Raw genomic sequence first — 15,010 nt, forward strand, 5'->3', positions numbered from 1 at the left:
GGTGAGCCCACCGTGCTCACTCTATTCTAGTTTAGTCCGCAAACGGGCTGGGGCCGTTCACCTGTGGGCTTGACGGGCCTACCTTTTAGATTCACAGGGGTAGGGCCGGGCACAGGGCAGGGCCCCCTGCGCTCCCCTACCTGCGGTAGGGGTATGGCAGAGGGCCCTAGGCCGGGCGGGTATCGACCTTAGTCGGTAGTACCTTCTTCGAGGGTAATGACGCCGTAGGACCAGCCCTTGCGGCGGTAGACCGCTGCGGGGGATCCGGTTGCCTTATCGACATAGAGGAAGAAGTCGTGGCCAACCAGCTCCATGCGGTCAACCGCTTCTTCAGGGGTCAGGTGGTCGGCGGGGAAGCTCTTCTGACGGATTTCGATGGGCGAATCTGCCTCTTCGTGCAGGTCGTATTCGCCAGCAAAAGCTGCTTCTTCAACCGGCAGGTCGTCAGTCTGAATTTCGGTGAGGGCGACCTGGTCGGTGATGACAGGCAGTGAGCCGGTGGCTTCTGAGACCGAGATGGGGTGCTTGCCCCCTGCGCGGCGGGTCTTGCGACGGTCGCGGGCGCGGCGGAGGCGCTCTAGGAGCTTGCCATAGGTTTCGTCGAAAACTGCGAACTTATCTTGACCGGTTGCTTCTGCTCGGAGCACGGGGCCGCGTCCGATGACGGTGATTTCCACTCGGATCGCGGCGGGGCCGTTCTGGCCTTCCTTGGTGAACTTGACTTCGATGTCGGTTACGTTGTCGCCAAGGGCTTCGAACTTGGTGATTTTACTTTCAACGTGTTCCTGCAGACGTTCACTTACTTTGACGTTGCGGCCGGTGATGTTGAGTTCCACAATTCCCTCCATTCTCAGGGGGTGAATACCCGACCCTGTGACTGCCGGGTATTGGGGAATCTATCTTGTGGATTCCTTAACGCAACTCTACGCCCTTTTGTGGTCTAAGTCATTTTTTTAAGCCTTTTACGGTTCTTTTCGCAGGAAGAGCTCAATATTTTGGTGGCCTAGATTCCCCTGTGCTATATGGCTGCCGCTTGGGAACATAGGCAATCGTTGCCCCTCCCAGCACGGTGGCGCCCTGGCTGGTCAGCACCCGGTGGCCCTCCTTCAGGGAGGCTCCGGTGGTAAACACATCGTCAACCAACAGACAGCGGGCCCCCTCTAGACGGTAGTAACGCCCCAGCTGGTGCAGGGCAGGCTTGCCCAGGGTAAGTTTTCCCTGCATCTGCCGGTGGCGCTCTTCGAGGCCCAGTGTTTTCTGGGCTTGGGCACCTTTGGCACCGCGCATTCCCCGCTTCCAGGCAGGAACCTGGGCGAGCGCGTCCGCCACCTTGACCGGCACCGGGGAGCGCAACAGGGGCAGCACTGCACGGGCCAGGAGCGGGGCGGGGGCGTAGCCTCGCCGTCGGGCAGAAGCTCTGCTCGATGGCAGGGGAACCAGATAGATGGGTTCTGCGGGCTCCAGCTCGCCCTCGCTCAGCTCTAACAGGCAGGTTAGGGCCCGGGCCAGAGCCGAAGCGAGGTAGGGGCTCAGGTCTGTGCGGCCGGCGTCCTTGTAGGCAAGGACGCAACGCCCCAGCTCGTGCTCGTAGCGGCCAGCAGACACCACCGGTAGCCGGGTACCCGGCAGGGTTGTGGTCTGCAGGTTGAGGGTAGCCAGACGCACCAGCTGATCGCAGAGAGGGCAGAGGGCGCCAGCGCCCAGCATGCTTGGCCCGAAGGTCTGACAGCTGGCACAGACCCTGGGAAAGATGAGCTCGGTGGTCTGTTTCCAGCTGGTGAGAATATCGGGTAGTGATACTCGGTTCGGGTGGGTGGACGTCATTACCCCAGCATGGCCGTCTCATCGGTGGGGCCTCTACCTATAGGGATAACTTATCCGGACCAATCTTCTAGCCAGAGTAGTTGATCTGGCTGAGACTACTTTCGATGCGGGTCCAGCTCAGGCCCGCAACGATATAGAGCCCACCGTCGCGGGTCATAGCTACTGCCTGGTCGATACCGTTACCCGTAACGATGCGGGTAATGCCCTGCAGGGAATCGTACTGGGCATTTTCACCGGTCAACGAAACCAGCTCGGTCTGGGTGGTATCGCTATTCCAGAGAAAGACCTCAACGTCGCTGACCCATTCTGCACCCCGCGGGCTCATGTCTGCCCCCAGTTGTACGGGGTCAAGGAGCTCAGTGGGGGTGCCGTCTGCCGATCGGCGGATAGCAGATACCCAGGCCCCGTAATTACTTCCGTCAACAGATGACGTCACCAACACAGCTCGGCTACCGTCACGGGCGATAGAAATACTGTGCAGGAGTTCCCCGTCCGTCCAGCTGGTGACGTCCTTAGCGCTACTATCTTCCTGGCCTGCGGCGATAACCCGCACGGAGCCGTCCTGCTCCCCCACCCACAACCAGTTCTGGTGGTCAAAACAAGGAGCCAACACATGGGTACCCCGGTAAACCGAGCGGGCACCGTTGGAATTAGCCAGCCACACCTCATTCTGCCCTGTATTGGTGTAGGCGTAGTAGTTACGGGTGTAGTTCATAGCGGGCAGGGTAATAAGGGCCTGGGCTGAGGTCTCAACGATGGTCTGCTGGCTAGCTGTATCGTCCAGGGCTGCCCGTGCAATGAGGCGATTATCTTCAATGCCCACGATGTTACTGGCAGCCTCAGGGTTAACGGCGGGTTCCCGGTAGTTCTCGAGGGTAGGGGCCGCAACGATTTGATCGTTGATGGTGAGCTGAACCGTGGTGACTGAAGCAAGAGTAGTGAGAGTCTGGGTGAGCTGGGTGCGCAGGCGCTCAGTTTCCAGGGCGCTAGCTGCGGTGAGGGCGGAGCCCCCAGAGAGCTGGATATCAGCCTCTCCGTTATTGATAGGAACGGAGTTCCGGGTCAAGCTGGTATCGGCAGGTACTGCGGTAGCAACAGCCCCGGTAAGGTAGGGAGCAGGCCCCTCGAGGAGCACCCTCACCAGGGAGGTAGCTACCGTGGTGCGCTCGGCGAACCAGCGCACATCGGGCACAGCATAGGTGTAGGTAGGGTCGTAGAAGTAGAGGGTGAAGGGGTTGAAGACGTCCGCGAATTCGTTTCTGCTCAGCACCGTTCCGTCGGGAGCGGAGGAGATGCGCCACTCCCCGTCGACCTGACGCAGGGTGAACTCTACCTCGGTATCGGCCACTGTGGTGTAGGAGGTAGCCAGGCCCTTATCGTCAACCAGGGTGCTCGTGGGCACGGTGACCAGGTAGCTTGAGTCGCTGACGGAGGCCGTGGTGAAGGATGAGTTGTAGACCAGTGTGCGCCCGTCCGGCTTCCAGGACTGGGCCAGGTCTTCGGTCAGGTAGAGCCTGGCTACGCTGTAGTCGTCCTTCACCCCTACCCCGGCGTGCAAGAAGCCCTCGATGATCTCGGTGGGCCGGGCCCCGGGAGCAGGACCTTCGGGTGAGCTGCCGCTGGTGGAGGTGCTACCCGTAGCCTGAGGGTCGGCGTAGTGGTTGACTTCGCCGTCGGTGGGAATAGCGGCGCAGGCGGTGAGGGTCGCGAGAGAGCTCAGGGCCAGGCCGAGAGCTGACCGGCGGGAAAGGTTAGGGTTCAACGGTGGGCTCCGAGGGGTTTGAGGCGTCGGGGTTCACGGCCGGGGTGGCACCGGTATCCGGAGCGGACGGAGCGGGCAGCGGCTCGCCGCTCAGCAAGACCGGGGAGGGGCCCATGGGCACGTCCTGGTCAATGGGGATGGTCATGCGGAAGCTGGCCCCCTGCCCCTTGATGCCCCAGGCTTCAAGGGTGCCCTGGTGCAGGCGGACGTCCTCGGCGGCGATAGAGAGCCCCAGGCCGGTACCGCCCAGGGTACGTTTGCGGGAGGTGTCAGCCCGCCAGAAGCGGTTGAAGACCTGCTCGGTTTCTTCGGGGCTCAGGCCGATACCGTGGTCACGCACGGCAACGCCCAGGGTGCTTTCGGTGGCATCCACGTATACATCGATGGGCTGACCCTCGGAGTGCTCTACGGCGTTGAATAGCAGGTTGCGCAGCACTCGCTCAATGCGGCGGTGGTCCATATCGACCATAATCTCGGTGTGGTCGGTGTGCACGGTCAAACTGGTATTCGTGCGAATCAGGTGGGGCTCTACGGCCTTGAGTACCTCATCGAGCACGGCCATGAAATCGACCGACACCGTATCGAGGGTCTGGGAGCCGGCGTCGAAGCGGGAAATTTCGAGCAGGTCAGCCAGCAGGGAGTCGAAGCGGTCCACCTGGTTATAGAGCAGCTCGGTGGAGCGCTTATAGAGGGGCTCCATGTTGTCGCGGTTATCGTGCAGCATATCGGCGGCCATGCGCACCGTGGTGAGCGGGGTACGCAGCTCGTGCGACACGTCAGAAACAAAGCGCTGCTGCATGGTTGACAGCTTCTCAAGGCGAGAAATCTGGTCTTGCAGGGAGTCGGCCATACGGTTAAAAGACATACCCAGGCGCGCCGTCTCGTTCTGGCCGCGCACCAGCACACGCTGGTCAAGGTCACCGGCTGCCAGTTTCTCAGCGGTAATAGCGGTAGAACTAATCGGGCGAATCACAAAACGGGCAATCATCCACACGATAGTTAGCACCACGACCAGAAGCACGCCGAAGCCCACCCAAACCACCAGGTTGATATACTGCACGGTCGCCTGCGAGGTCGACAGGTCATAAATCAGGTACAGGGAGTAGTCGGGGTTCTGGGGTATCGAGATACTGGTGCCGACCACCAGAACCGGGGTGCGGCGTCCGTCCGCTGAGGTAATACTCGAAGACTGCCAGTAAATCCCCGTGCCCTCACTCACGCTCTGGGCGAGCGCCTGGGGCACGTCGCTGACCGTGACCTCGCTACTCTGGGCCTGCTCCACGATAAAGCCATCGGTGGTGGCGTTCGCGTCCTTGAGGAGCACCCAGTTGCGGTTGCTATCGGCGCTACTGCTCTCAAGTACGGTCAAGAAACGAGAGACATCGCGTTGAATCTCGGTGCGGCCGGTCGCGTCAGAGCTGTTGATGAGGGTCTGCACGTTGCTAAAACCGGCCGATGACTCTTCGAGGGCCTGTTCCAGGTTGCCGCGGAAGAGGGAGTTAGCGATCTGGTGGGAGATAAAAGACCCCACAAAGATGAATGCAACCAGCAGCAGGCCGGCCGCGGCCACCACAGCGCGAAACTGTAGGGACTGTTGCCAGAGCCTGCGGGCGCTGGTCAGCGGCCCGTAGACCCGGGAGGGGCCTGCGGGGGCGGTAGTCCGAGCGGACGCGCGAGGTGAAGTACCAGCCACGGGTTAGCGGTGGCCTGCTGCGGCCTTGTAGCCCACACCGCGCACGGTCAGCACGATCTCGGGGTTCTCGGGGTCGCGCTCAATCTTGGCGCGCAGACGCTGAATATGCACGTTGACCAGGCGGGAATCGACGGTCTTTTCGTAGCCCCACACATTGCCCAGCAGGGCCTCGCGGGTCATGACCTGGCCGGGCTGGCGGGCCAGGTTCGCCAGAAGTTCAAATTCGAGGGGGGTGAGCTGAATCGTTTCGCCCTCGCGGCTCACAGTGTGCCCTGCCAAGTCAATGGTGAGATTGCCGATGCGCAGTGGTTCGTTATGGCGGTCTTCACGCGGGCGCAGACGGGCGCGGACGCGGGCCAGTAGCTCAGCGGGCTTGAAGGGCTTGGTCATGTAGTCGTCAGCGCCAGCCTCCAGCCCCTTGACCACGTCCTCGGTATCGCCCTTAGCCGTCAGCATGATGATGGGCACGTCCGACTCCCCGCGAATCTGGGTGCAGACCTCAATGCCGTCCATACCCGGCAGCATGAAGTCCAGCAGAATCAGGTCGGGGTGGTGGGTGGCAAAAGCCTCAAAGGCACGGTCACCGGCGTCGCAGAAGACCGTCTCGTAGCCCTCTTGCGCCAGCACGATACCGACCATCTCTGACAGGGCATCGTCGTCATCAACTACAAGAATGGTTTCTTTCACGGTGGGTCTCCTGGTGAGGTTCACAATGGGCCTCCCCCTAGTGTACCGGGGTTAGGCGGTGAGCCGGTTTAGGCGTCTTGGGCGATTTCAGACAGGGCACGGGCTGTTTCGGTCAGGTGCCCCAGAACGGTAGTAGCCCGCTGCGGGTCAGTGGCAGCCAGGCTACCGGTTTCGGTCAGCACCAGCTGGTTGAGAAGCTTCTTCCCCAGACCAAGATCCGACCAGGTACTCCACAGCCCCCGGGCCAGGTCGCCAGCAGGCACCCGGACCAGCGGGTCAACAACCTCTAGGTAAAGCCCCCGCTCAGCTTCTAGGCGGGGGGCTAGGGCTTCCCAGGCCGAGGTAGGCTGGCCTGCCATCGACAGCAGGGGGATAGCAAGAGTCTGTCTGACCTCAGGGTGCAGCTTCACATAATCAGTACGGGTGACCACCTGAGCGCCCAAGCCCTCTAGCTCATCATGCAGGGCCCCCAGCAGGGCCACCAGCTCATGACGCGGCACAGCCCGCAGGGTACGGTAGCCGCTAGAGGTCGGCAGCTGACCTGCCGCCACCTCAACCAGCAGGGGCTCTTCTACCTGCACCAGCACCTGCGCACCGGGCACAGCCTGCCGCAGCAGCTTCACAACACCGTGAAAACCAGCCCGCTGGGCCTCGGCAACATCGCGTCGGGCACCATGATCTGAGAGGACGCGCTCGCCACTGGTTAAGTAGGTACTGGCAGCTAGGCTCAACGGCCCCAGAAGACGCAACTTAATGGTTCCGGGGGCAGCTCCGCTTTCCTTCCCCACGACGTCCGCCAGGATATTGATATCAGATTCCAGGAGCGACCTGGCAGCCTCCCCCTCAGCGGCATAGCCACCCGTGAGCCGCCAACCTGCGGCGGTGCCGTCCGCGCTCAGCCCTTCCAGGGCCGCGATAGACCGTGCCAGCAGGGTTGCCCGGTAGCCCCGGTCGGCCAGCTCCGGCAGGTAACTAATATGGGGCTCCCCCAGCTCACCGCGGATACGGGTCACCGCATCAAGCACATCACTCCCAGCCCAGGCGCCCAGGCCGGTAGCCCGAACCGTCAGGTGCTCCTCAAAGGTCAGCGGGCTCTCTAAGTCCTTGCGGGCAGCCAGCATTTCGGCGTCAGTCGGCAGGTAGGGGGCAGGACGAGCAGGCCTCGATACAGGCATAGGGAACTCTTTCTGCCACCTACCGGTGGCTGTAGCATTGCGGACTGAAAGTTGAGCGGCTAGGACTTCTGTTCGGCCTCAGCCGCAATCTTCTCGTGGTGCCTTATAACCTCAGAAATAATGAAGTTCAGGAACTTCTCGGCAAACTCCGGGTCAAGGTGGGCAGCTTCAGCCAGCGAGCGCAGGCGCTTAATCTGGGCTTCCTCCCGCCCCGGGTCCCCCGCCGGCAGAGAATGCTCAGCCTTGAGGTGGCCGACGCGCTGGGTCGCGCGGAAACGCTCAGCAAGAATATGCACCAGGGCTGCGTCCATGTTGTCGATGGTCTGACGCATAGTGAAAAGTTCTTCCAGGACGGCCGGGTCGACCCCGGCCATCGAAGTGGCACGGGTATCGAAGTCAGCGTGGGCCTGCACGTCGTGGGCCTTCGGAGTTGTGTTCATGTGTTTAGTCTAAAAACCTCAGGTGCTGTTTGCAGGGGCAAGCCCACAGATTTCACCCTGTGGACTTATCCGGGTGTAGAAGCTTCAAAAGGTTCAGCGGGCTGGCGCTCGCTGCCGAGCCTGCTTCACCTACTCACGGAAACTATTACTGAGCAGTGATATCTGCCCGGTCCAGGCTGTAGGCCCGGGCGATGGTGGACTGGCCCAGCACGCGGGTGCCCTGGTAAATCACCATGGTCTGGCCAGGAGCCACACCGCGCAGTTTCTCGTGCAGGCGCACCACGGTTTCCAGGCGCAGGGCACCGGGCTCAGCGGCTTCGTCGTCGGCTACCCATTCCAGGTGGGCGGTTGAGGGCACCGGGTCTGCGTGGGCTCGTACCTGGGCGGTGACGTCAAAGGACGCCGAGCGGGCACCTTCTACGGGCTCTTCGGATAGGAAGGCTGCAGCTTCTTCTACGGGTAGACCGGCCCAGGTTTCGCGGATACCGCGGATCTCGTCAATTTCGAGCAGGTCCTTACCGCCCACGATGACCTCGTTAGTCTTGGGGCGGATTTCTAGCACGAAGCGGGGCTTACCGTCGGGGGCAGGGTGCCCAATGGCCAGCCCCTTGCGCTGGCCCACAGTAAAGGCCTGGGAGCCGCGGTGCTTGCCGAGCACGCGTCCGTCCGTGTCCTTGATATCGCCCTCGGTCATGTCGATGTGCTCTTCGAGCCACTCGCGGGTATCGCCCTCGGGAATAAAGCAGATGTCGTAAGAGTCGGGCTTCTTAGCTACCGAGAAGCCGCGTTCGGCGGCCTCGGCGCGCACCTCGTCCTTGGAGGGGGTATCAGCCAGGGGGAACCAGGCGTGCTTGAGCTGCTCGTGGGTCAGCACGCCCAGAACATAGGACTGGTCCTTAGCCCAGGTGGCTGCGCGGTGCAGCTCCCGGTTGCCGTTCTCGTCCGTAATGACCTTGGCATAGTGTCCGGTCACTACCGCGTCAAAGCCCAGGGCCACAGCCTTCTCCAGCAGGGCCGCGAACTTGATCTTTTCGTTGCAGCGCATACAGGGGTTGGGGGTGCGGCCATGCTCGTACTCGGAGATAAAATCATCGACCACGTCCTCCTTAAACCGCTCGGAGAAGTCCCAGACGTAGAAGGGGATCCCCAGCTGGTCGCAGACCCGGCGGGCGTCCATGGAGTCCTCGATGGTGCAGCAGCCGCGGGAGCCGGTGCGCAGGGTTCCGGGCATGCGGGAGAGCGCCAGGTGCACGCCGACCACCTCGTGGCCGGCCTCAACGGCGCGGGCGGCGGCAACGGCCGAGTCCACGCCACCGCTCATAGCAGCAAGAATTTTCATGTTTTAAGTCCTATATCCAGTAATCGTTGACGTTGATGGGCGGTGGGGCGGGCAGGCAGCCCTGGCCGCTGGCTCGGGGCTGGCGTGAATCGGGCGAGCGCCCCGCGCGAGTCCCGAGAGGGTCGCGGCCAGGTGCCTGCCCGGCCCGCCGTCCTACCCGACATTCCCAGCGGTCGGTCTGCCGCGCCCTGCCCTCGCCCAGCCAGTCTTAGTTCCAGCGAGCGGCGTCCGGGGCGTGGCCCGCCATACCTGCCTTTTTGGCTTGGGCCCAGGCACCGGGCAGGGCGGTAAGAAGGGCGGTGACGTCGTCCTCGGTGCTAGTATGCCCCAGGGTGAAGCGCTGGGCTCCGCGGGCCTCGTCCTCGCTCAGACCCATAGCCAGCAGGACGTGGGAGGGGCGGGGCACCCCGGCATTGCAGGCTGACCCGGTGGAGGACTCAACTCCAGCCATATCAAGCAGGAAGAGCAGGGAGTCCCCCTCGCACCCGGGGAAGGTGAAGTGGGCGTTGCCGGGCAGGCGGCTGAAGATGCCGGCTGCTCGGTCCTGGGCGCTTTCGGGGGCGGCCCCGCGCAGCTGGGCTTCGGGGACAGCATCGAGGACGCCCTCAATCAGGCGGTCTCGCAATTCGGCCTGGCGGCCTGCTTCGGCGAGTAGGTTCTGCCCTGCTTCGGCAGCTGCTGCGCCAAAGCCCGCGATAGAGGCGGCGTCAATGGTTCCTGAGCGCACGGAGCGTTCCTGCCCGCCGCCGTGGAGTACGGGCATGAGCTGGGCGCTGCGGGTGGCGATGAGGGCGCCGATTCCCATGGGCCCGCCAATTTTGTGGGCTGAGATGGCCATGGTGGTGGCGCCGGATTCCTTGAAGTTCACCGGCAGGGTGCCAAAGGCCTGGACGGCATCCGTGTGAAAGGGAATGCCGAGTTCAGCAGCTACCGCGGCGATTTCTGCGACGGGCTGCACGGTGCCCACCTCGTTGTTGGCCCACATGACGGTGACCAGGGCAACCGTCTCTGGGCTCTCGCCCACCGCCTGTCGAACCGCTTCGGCACTGACTACACCGCTGGCGTCCGGAGCTACCCAGCTCACCTCGGCCCCCTCGTGGGCCTGCAACCACTCCACGGCATCGCCCACGGCATGATGCTCGATGCCCGAGCCAACAATGCGAGTCGCAGCAGGGTTGGCTTCACGACGTTTCCAGTAGAGCCCCTTGATGGCCAGGTTATCTGCCTCGGTACCACCGGAGGTAAAGATAATCTCGGCAGCATCGCAGCCGGCCACTCGGGCAATGCGCTCGCGGGCGTACTCAACGGTAGCGCGGGCAGAACGGCCCGCTGAATGCAGGGACGAGGGGTTTCCGCCAATTTTCATCTGCTCCACCACGGCATCGATAGCCTGAGGGAGCATGGGAGTGGTGGCGGCGTGGTCCAGGTAGACCCGGGGCATGGGCGCTGGCCTTTCCGTGGCGGGCGGTCAAAACAATTCAGCCTTCCATCATACTCCCCCGCTCTTAGGGCAGGCTATGGACTGCTTCACCCTCTCAACAGCTCCCATCGCGCTTTTATTTCGCAGCGGGCGCGTAAACTGTTGGGGTGTTCAAGATTCTTTTTTATACTCCTGAAATTCCCGGCAATACCGGTAACGCGATTCGCCTTGCAGCTATCACCGGCGCAGAGCTGCACCTGGTCAAGCCCTTAGGTTTTAACTTTGAGGACGCTAACCTGCGCCGAGCTGGCCTCGACTACCATGACCTGGCGGTCATGACCGTGCACGAGACCCTCGAGGACGCTTGGGAGGCCCTAGCCCCGGCCCGCGTCTTTGCTTTTACCACCACGGCCACCACTAACTTCGCTGATATTGACTACCAAGAGGGGGACGTACTCATGTTCGGCCCCGAGTCGGTCGGGCTGCCCGAGCATGTACAGAACGACCCGCACGTTACCCAGCGGGTCAAGATTCCGATGGTTCCGGGCCGCCGCTCCCTCAACCTGGCCAACAGCGCCTCGATTGCGGTGTTTGAGGCCTGGCGCCAGCACGGCTTTGCAGGTGGAGCAATTTAGTCACAAAAGTAGGCTCTGCAGGTTCACAGCGAAGCTGTTGGCCCGGGGCTGGCGTGAATTGCCTCGTGAGCGAAGCGAACCAGGCAAGAGGGTCGACAGCGAGCGTGAGCCTGCAGAGCCTTTGATGTCTCTAGCTGTTAGCGGCGTCCCCCAGGGTCACGGTGACCTGCTGGGTTGAGCCGTTGCGCTCAACGGTAAGGGTGACGGTGTCACCCGCTGCTGCCTGGCGGACGGCGGCGGTCAGCTCGGCTGCCTCGCTGATGCTGCGCCCGTCAACGGCGGTGACAACATCGCCTGACTTCAGGCCGGCGGCTTGGGCTGCGCCGCCGCTGGTAACCTCCTGAATCAGGGCGCCGTCGCCGAAGGCTTCGGAAGCGTCGTTATTAGCAGGTGAGGTGGAGACTGTGGCGCCGAGCATGCCGTGAGTAGCTGAACCGTTAGCAATGATTTCTTCGGCCACTCGCTTGGCGTAGTTAATGGGGATAGCGAAGCCAACGCCAATGTTGCCGCTGGTGGAGGTGCTGGATGAGTCGGTGGAGGCAATGGCCACGTTGATACCGATTACTTCGCCATCAGAGTTGATGAGGGCGCCGCCTGAGTTGCCGGGGTTCACAGCAGCATCGGTCTGGATGACGTTGATGGCGATAGTGGAGCTTGAAGAGGTGCTCTGACTCTGCTGGCCGGGAATCTCAAACTGGAAGGGCGAGCTGCCGAAGGGGTCGGTGGTGCTGCTGCCGGAGTCGCTAGTGGATTCATCGGCTGCCGATGAGGCTACCTCGATGGTTCGTACCAGGTTCGAGACGATACCGGTGGTCACGGTGTTAGACAGTCCCAGGGGTGCACCGATGGCTACGGTGGTATCGCCAACATTCAGGGCATCAGAGTCGCCCAGGGTAGCGGGGGTGAGGGTCAGGCCACTGGTATCGTCCAGCTTAATGACGGCCAGGTCGCTGGTGGGGTCGGTGCCAACCACGGTGGCGGAGCGGACGCTACCATCGGCAAGCTGAACTTCAATGGCGGCGTTAGCGGTGGCCCCGTCGAGGGTGACCACGTGGGTGTTGGTGAGGATGTGCCCCTCAGCATCGAGAATAACGCCGGAGCCGGAGCCGGACGCGTTCGATGAGGTGGCTGCGATGGTGACAGTGGAGGGGGTTGCCTTGGCAGCAGCAGCAGTGACAGCGTTGACGGAGTCGGTGTTATTGACGATGGTGGTGCCCGAGCTGGCGGTTGTGATGCTTGAGGCTGAACCGGTGGAAGTTGCGGCTACTACCCCACCGCCGATACCGCCACCGACCAGGGCAGCGATAGCAGCTGCTGCTAGGACGGTGCGGGTTGCGTGCTTGCCCTTGTTCTGTTCGGGCTGGCCGGCAGGAGCAGCGTAGTCACCGGTGTAGGCAGCACCGGAGGGAGCGCCTGCGTAGGCGTAGGCCCCGGCGGCAGGAGCCTGCTGGGCAGCAAAAGCGGTGGTGGGGTCGTCCTGGCTGGAGGCGCCCGCGGCGAAGGCCGCAACCTGCTGCTGGTTCATAGGAACGGTGCGATCAGCGGACGACGAATCGGGAGTGGGTTCCCATGAGTTCTGTGACATCTCAAGCAGCTTTCTTTATAAGGTCTGAGGGTATGCACCGGATTCAGGTGTATACAGTGTTTTCTTAGCTCCCACTATGCGCTAACGGTCTGTGCTGAAGATGAACCGTCCCTGTGTGTTTGCTGTGGGCGCAGAAAGTAGCAGCCTCACCGTGAGCTGAGGGTGAACGTCATCACCGGAGCTGACCTGAACAAGGGTGAGCGGGGCTACAATAGAGCTCAAATACAGCTGACCGCCAGAAGAGAGACCCCATGTCACGCAAACCTGTTGCTTCTACCCTTCTTGCCGCTGCTCTGGCACTCGGGGTTGCACCCGCCGCTCTTGCGGCAGCCCCTTATGATTTGGACGCCGGGGTTCGGGTGAGCGATACAACCTCGGCCCTGGGGAATACAAGCTCGCTAGAGGACGCCATCAGCCAGCTTGCCAGTGACAAACAGGTCAATCTCTTTGTGATAACTATTGATCAGTTTGAAAGCCCTAGCTCCTCTTCAGAGTGGACCAGTGACTTTGCCACGCTCAACAACATGGGCACCAACGACGTGGTACTGGTCATCGCTACCGAAGCCCGCCAGGCCTACTTTATGGCCGGTTCCACCTCTGTTCTTTCTACGAGTCAGCAGGAAAAGATTTATCAGAATTACATCTACCCTGAGCTAGCGAATTCCGACTACGAGGCCGCTGCGCTGGCTGCGGTCACCGGCATCGAGTCTGAACTCGGTTCTGGTTCAGTGGTATCAGGTGCTTCGGGACCGCTCGTGGGTGGCGCAACGCTCCTTGGGATAGCTGCCGTAGCTGGCGGCGGCGCCTGGGCTTTTAGCCGCTCACGGGCGTCCGCGCGTAAAAACACCGGTGGCAGCCGCAGCGGGCAACCTAGCCCATCCCAGCCCCTGCCCTCTATCGAAGAGCTGCGTACCCGGGCAGGTGCCCAGCTGGTCGCCACCGATGACGCCATCGCCCACTCCCAGCAGGAAGTTGAGTTCGCCCGGCTACAGTACGGCGATGACGAGGTCAAACCCTTCCTGGCTGCTATTGAGGCGGCTAAGAACCACATGCAGCGTTCCTTCCAGCTGCAAAAACAGCTGGACGATGAAATCCCCGATACCGAAGCTGACCAGCGGGCCTGGCTGAACGAGATTCTTGCCCGTACCGGGGACGCCCAGAAGGCCCTCAACGAGCAGGTTGCCAACTTCACCAACCTGCGCAAGCTCGAAGAAACAGCACCCCAGGCTCTCGCTACCCTCAACCAGGGCATAGCCTCAGCAGCCCCGCTCTTTCCTGCCGCCCAGGCGTCCCTCGATCGTCTCGGTACCCTCTACTCCCCCAGCGCCTTCGGGGCGGTGGCAGACAACATCAGCGAAGCCCAGGCCCGCCTCGACTTTGCTCGCCAAGAGGCCAAGGAGGCAGAAGACTTGCTAGGCACCCAGCGAAGCCAGGCCATTCTCGCCCTGCGCGCGGGTGAAGAAGCCCTGGGCCAGGCCAGGGGCCTGCTCGAGTCGGTTCACCACGCCGAAACCGACCTGGGCAAGATGGCAGCCTCACTCGATAATGCCCTGATTTTAGCTGATCGCGACGTTGCCCAGGCCCAGGAGCTGGCCCGCACAGGGGCAGGCAGTAGCAGCCAGCTCTCCGGTGCTGCCGCCGGGGTTCAGGCCGTACTCGGCCAGATTCGAGCCGAACGCTCCGCCGGACTGATTGACCCCTACCTGCTCAACCAGCGGCTCCACGAAGTACGATCAGACCTAGACACTGCCCTCGATGCGGTGCGCCAAACCCACGAACAAGAGCGCAGCGCCCGTGAAACCCTGGGCCATACCCTGGTGTCCGCCCAGGCCCAGGTATCGTCAGCCAGCGAATACGTCTGGGCACGACGAGGCGGCGTAAAAGCCGAAGCCCGCACCCGCCTCCGCGAGGCAGAACGCCACCTCGGTGAGGCCCAGCAGCTCCAGCACAGCGACCCCATCGCAGCCCTGTCCCATGCCAATGACGCTATCCGCCTCGCAGGGGAAGCCCAGCGCATCGCCCGCTCCGATGTGGACCGCTTCAACCAGCGCAACGGCTACTCCGGCGGCGGTAACTACAACTCAGCCATGCTGGGCGGCATCCTGCTCGGTACCCTACTCGGGGGCAGCAACCACAGCTCCGGCGGCGGCTTCGGGTCAGGTGGATTTGGCTCAGGCGGCTTTGGCGGCGGTATGGGCGGTGGCACCTTTGGCGGAGGCTTCGGTGGAGGTGGAAGCTGGGGCGACGGCGGAGGTGCCGGGGGCAACTTCTAGCCCACCGGCGTCCGTCCATCTCCCCCTCTTGTTCACACAGGGCCCCGCGCCTGTGCACAGGCTTAGTTTTCGCTGACAACGTAGTAACTACAAGGTGTGGCAGAACACTATCTAGCCCACCCCTTGACAGAATAAAAGAAGGCACAGCAAGCCCGCTCATGCTTTCCCCACCCACCG

At 62.4% G+C, this 15,010-nt stretch carries 12 protein-coding genes; 2 read left to right on the forward strand and 10 right to left on the reverse strand.

The window, feature by feature from the left end; all coding sequences use genetic code 11:
* Positions 1-188: 188 nt before the first annotated feature.
* From hpf to L6758_RS03850, 9 genes are all read right to left on the reverse strand, one after another.
* Positions 189-836 carry a ribosome hibernation-promoting factor, HPF/YfiA family gene (gene hpf / locus L6758_RS03810; protein WP_237185830.1) on the reverse strand — a complete coding sequence of 216 codons (648 nt, stop codon included), beginning with the start codon at positions 834-836 and terminating at the stop codon, positions 189-191.
* A 151-nt stretch (positions 837-987) separates the two neighbouring features.
* On the reverse strand, positions 988-1,824 hold the full coding sequence (locus tag L6758_RS03815; protein ID WP_237204554.1) for a ComF family protein: 837 nt from the start codon (positions 1,822-1,824) through the stop codon (positions 988-990).
* Between the two features lie 67 nt (positions 1,825-1,891).
* A complete protein-coding gene (locus L6758_RS03820; protein WP_237204555.1) occupies positions 1,892-3,586 on the reverse strand; it encodes an LpqB family beta-propeller domain-containing protein in 1,695 nt (564 codons plus the stop codon).
* Positions 3,576-5,279, reverse strand: a complete 1,704-nt coding sequence (gene mtrB / locus L6758_RS03825) for an MtrAB system histidine kinase MtrB (protein WP_237204556.1) — start codon at positions 5,277-5,279, stop codon at positions 3,576-3,578. Before mtrB ends, L6758_RS03820 begins: the two co-directional genes overlap by 11 nt.
* A gap of 3 nt (positions 5,280-5,282) precedes the next feature.
* Positions 5,283-5,966: an MtrAB system response regulator MtrA gene (mtrA, locus tag L6758_RS03830; protein WP_237199799.1), complete on the reverse strand. Its 684-nt coding sequence runs from the start codon at positions 5,964-5,966 to the stop codon at positions 5,283-5,285.
* Between the two features lie 68 nt (positions 5,967-6,034).
* Positions 6,035-7,141, reverse strand: a complete 1,107-nt coding sequence (locus L6758_RS03835) for a hypothetical protein (protein ID WP_237204557.1) — start codon at positions 7,139-7,141, stop codon at positions 6,035-6,037.
* A 59-nt stretch (positions 7,142-7,200) separates the two neighbouring features.
* Positions 7,201-7,581, reverse strand: coding sequence for a chorismate mutase (locus tag L6758_RS03840; RefSeq protein WP_135011492.1), 381 nt, complete (start codon positions 7,579-7,581; stop codon positions 7,201-7,203).
* Positions 7,582-7,726: 145 nt separating this feature from the next.
* Entirely contained in the window at positions 7,727-8,920 is a 1,194-nt protein-coding gene (gene mnmA / locus L6758_RS03845; protein WP_237204558.1) for a tRNA 2-thiouridine(34) synthase MnmA, read from the reverse strand.
* 208 nt (positions 8,921-9,128) lie between these two features.
* Positions 9,129-10,361 carry a cysteine desulfurase family protein gene (locus L6758_RS03850; protein ID WP_237204559.1) on the reverse strand — a complete coding sequence of 411 codons (1,233 nt, stop codon included), beginning with the start codon at positions 10,359-10,361 and terminating at the stop codon, positions 9,129-9,131.
* Positions 10,362-10,507: 146 nt separating this feature from the next.
* Between L6758_RS03850 and L6758_RS03855 the strand changes: the two genes are divergently transcribed.
* On the forward strand, positions 10,508-10,975 hold the full coding sequence (locus L6758_RS03855; protein ID WP_237194408.1) for a tRNA (cytidine(34)-2'-O)-methyltransferase: 468 nt from the start codon (positions 10,508-10,510) through the stop codon (positions 10,973-10,975).
* A gap of 130 nt (positions 10,976-11,105) precedes the next feature.
* Here the strand turns inward: L6758_RS03855 and L6758_RS03860 are convergent, their stop codons facing one another.
* A complete protein-coding gene (locus tag L6758_RS03860; RefSeq protein ID WP_237204560.1) occupies positions 11,106-12,560 on the reverse strand; it encodes a S1C family serine protease in 1,455 nt (484 codons plus the stop codon).
* Between the two features lie 251 nt (positions 12,561-12,811).
* On the opposite strand from L6758_RS03860, the gene L6758_RS03865 reads away from it, so the two are divergent.
* Positions 12,812-14,833 carry a TPM domain-containing protein gene (locus tag L6758_RS03865; protein WP_237204561.1) on the forward strand — a complete coding sequence of 674 codons (2,022 nt, stop codon included), beginning with the start codon at positions 12,812-12,814 and terminating at the stop codon, positions 14,831-14,833.
* The last annotated feature ends 177 nt before the right edge of the window (positions 14,834-15,010 follow it).

Source organism: Rothia nasimurium (assembly GCF_928382285.1).
GTDB lineage: Bacteria > Actinomycetota > Actinomycetes > Actinomycetales > Micrococcaceae > Rothia > Rothia nasimurium_E.

Bases quoted from the DNA above. Each gene is read 5' to 3' on its own strand.
- L6758_RS03840 (WP_135011492.1), bottom strand. From the start codon at position 7,581: ATGAACACAACTCCGAAGGCCCACGACGTGCAGGCCCACGCTGACTTC.
- L6758_RS03850 (WP_237204559.1), bottom strand. From the start codon at position 10,361: ATGCCCCGGGTCTACCTGGACCACGCCGCCACCACTCCCATGCTCCCT.
- L6758_RS03835 (WP_237204557.1), bottom strand. From the start codon at position 7,141: ATGCCTGTATCGAGGCCTGCTCGTCCTGCCCCCTACCTGCCGACTGAC.
- L6758_RS03815 (WP_237204554.1), bottom strand. From the start codon at position 1,824: ATGACGTCCACCCACCCGAACCGAGTATCACTACCCGATATTCTCACC.
- mnmA (WP_237204558.1), bottom strand. From the start codon at position 8,920: ATGAAAATTCTTGCTGCTATGAGCGGTGGCGTGGACTCGGCCGTTGCC.
- L6758_RS03865 (WP_237204561.1), top strand. From the start codon at position 12,812: ATGTCACGCAAACCTGTTGCTTCTACCCTTCTTGCCGCTGCTCTGGCA.
- L6758_RS03860 (WP_237204560.1), bottom strand. From the start codon at position 12,560: ATGTCACAGAACTCATGGGAACCCACTCCCGATTCGTCGTCCGCTGAT.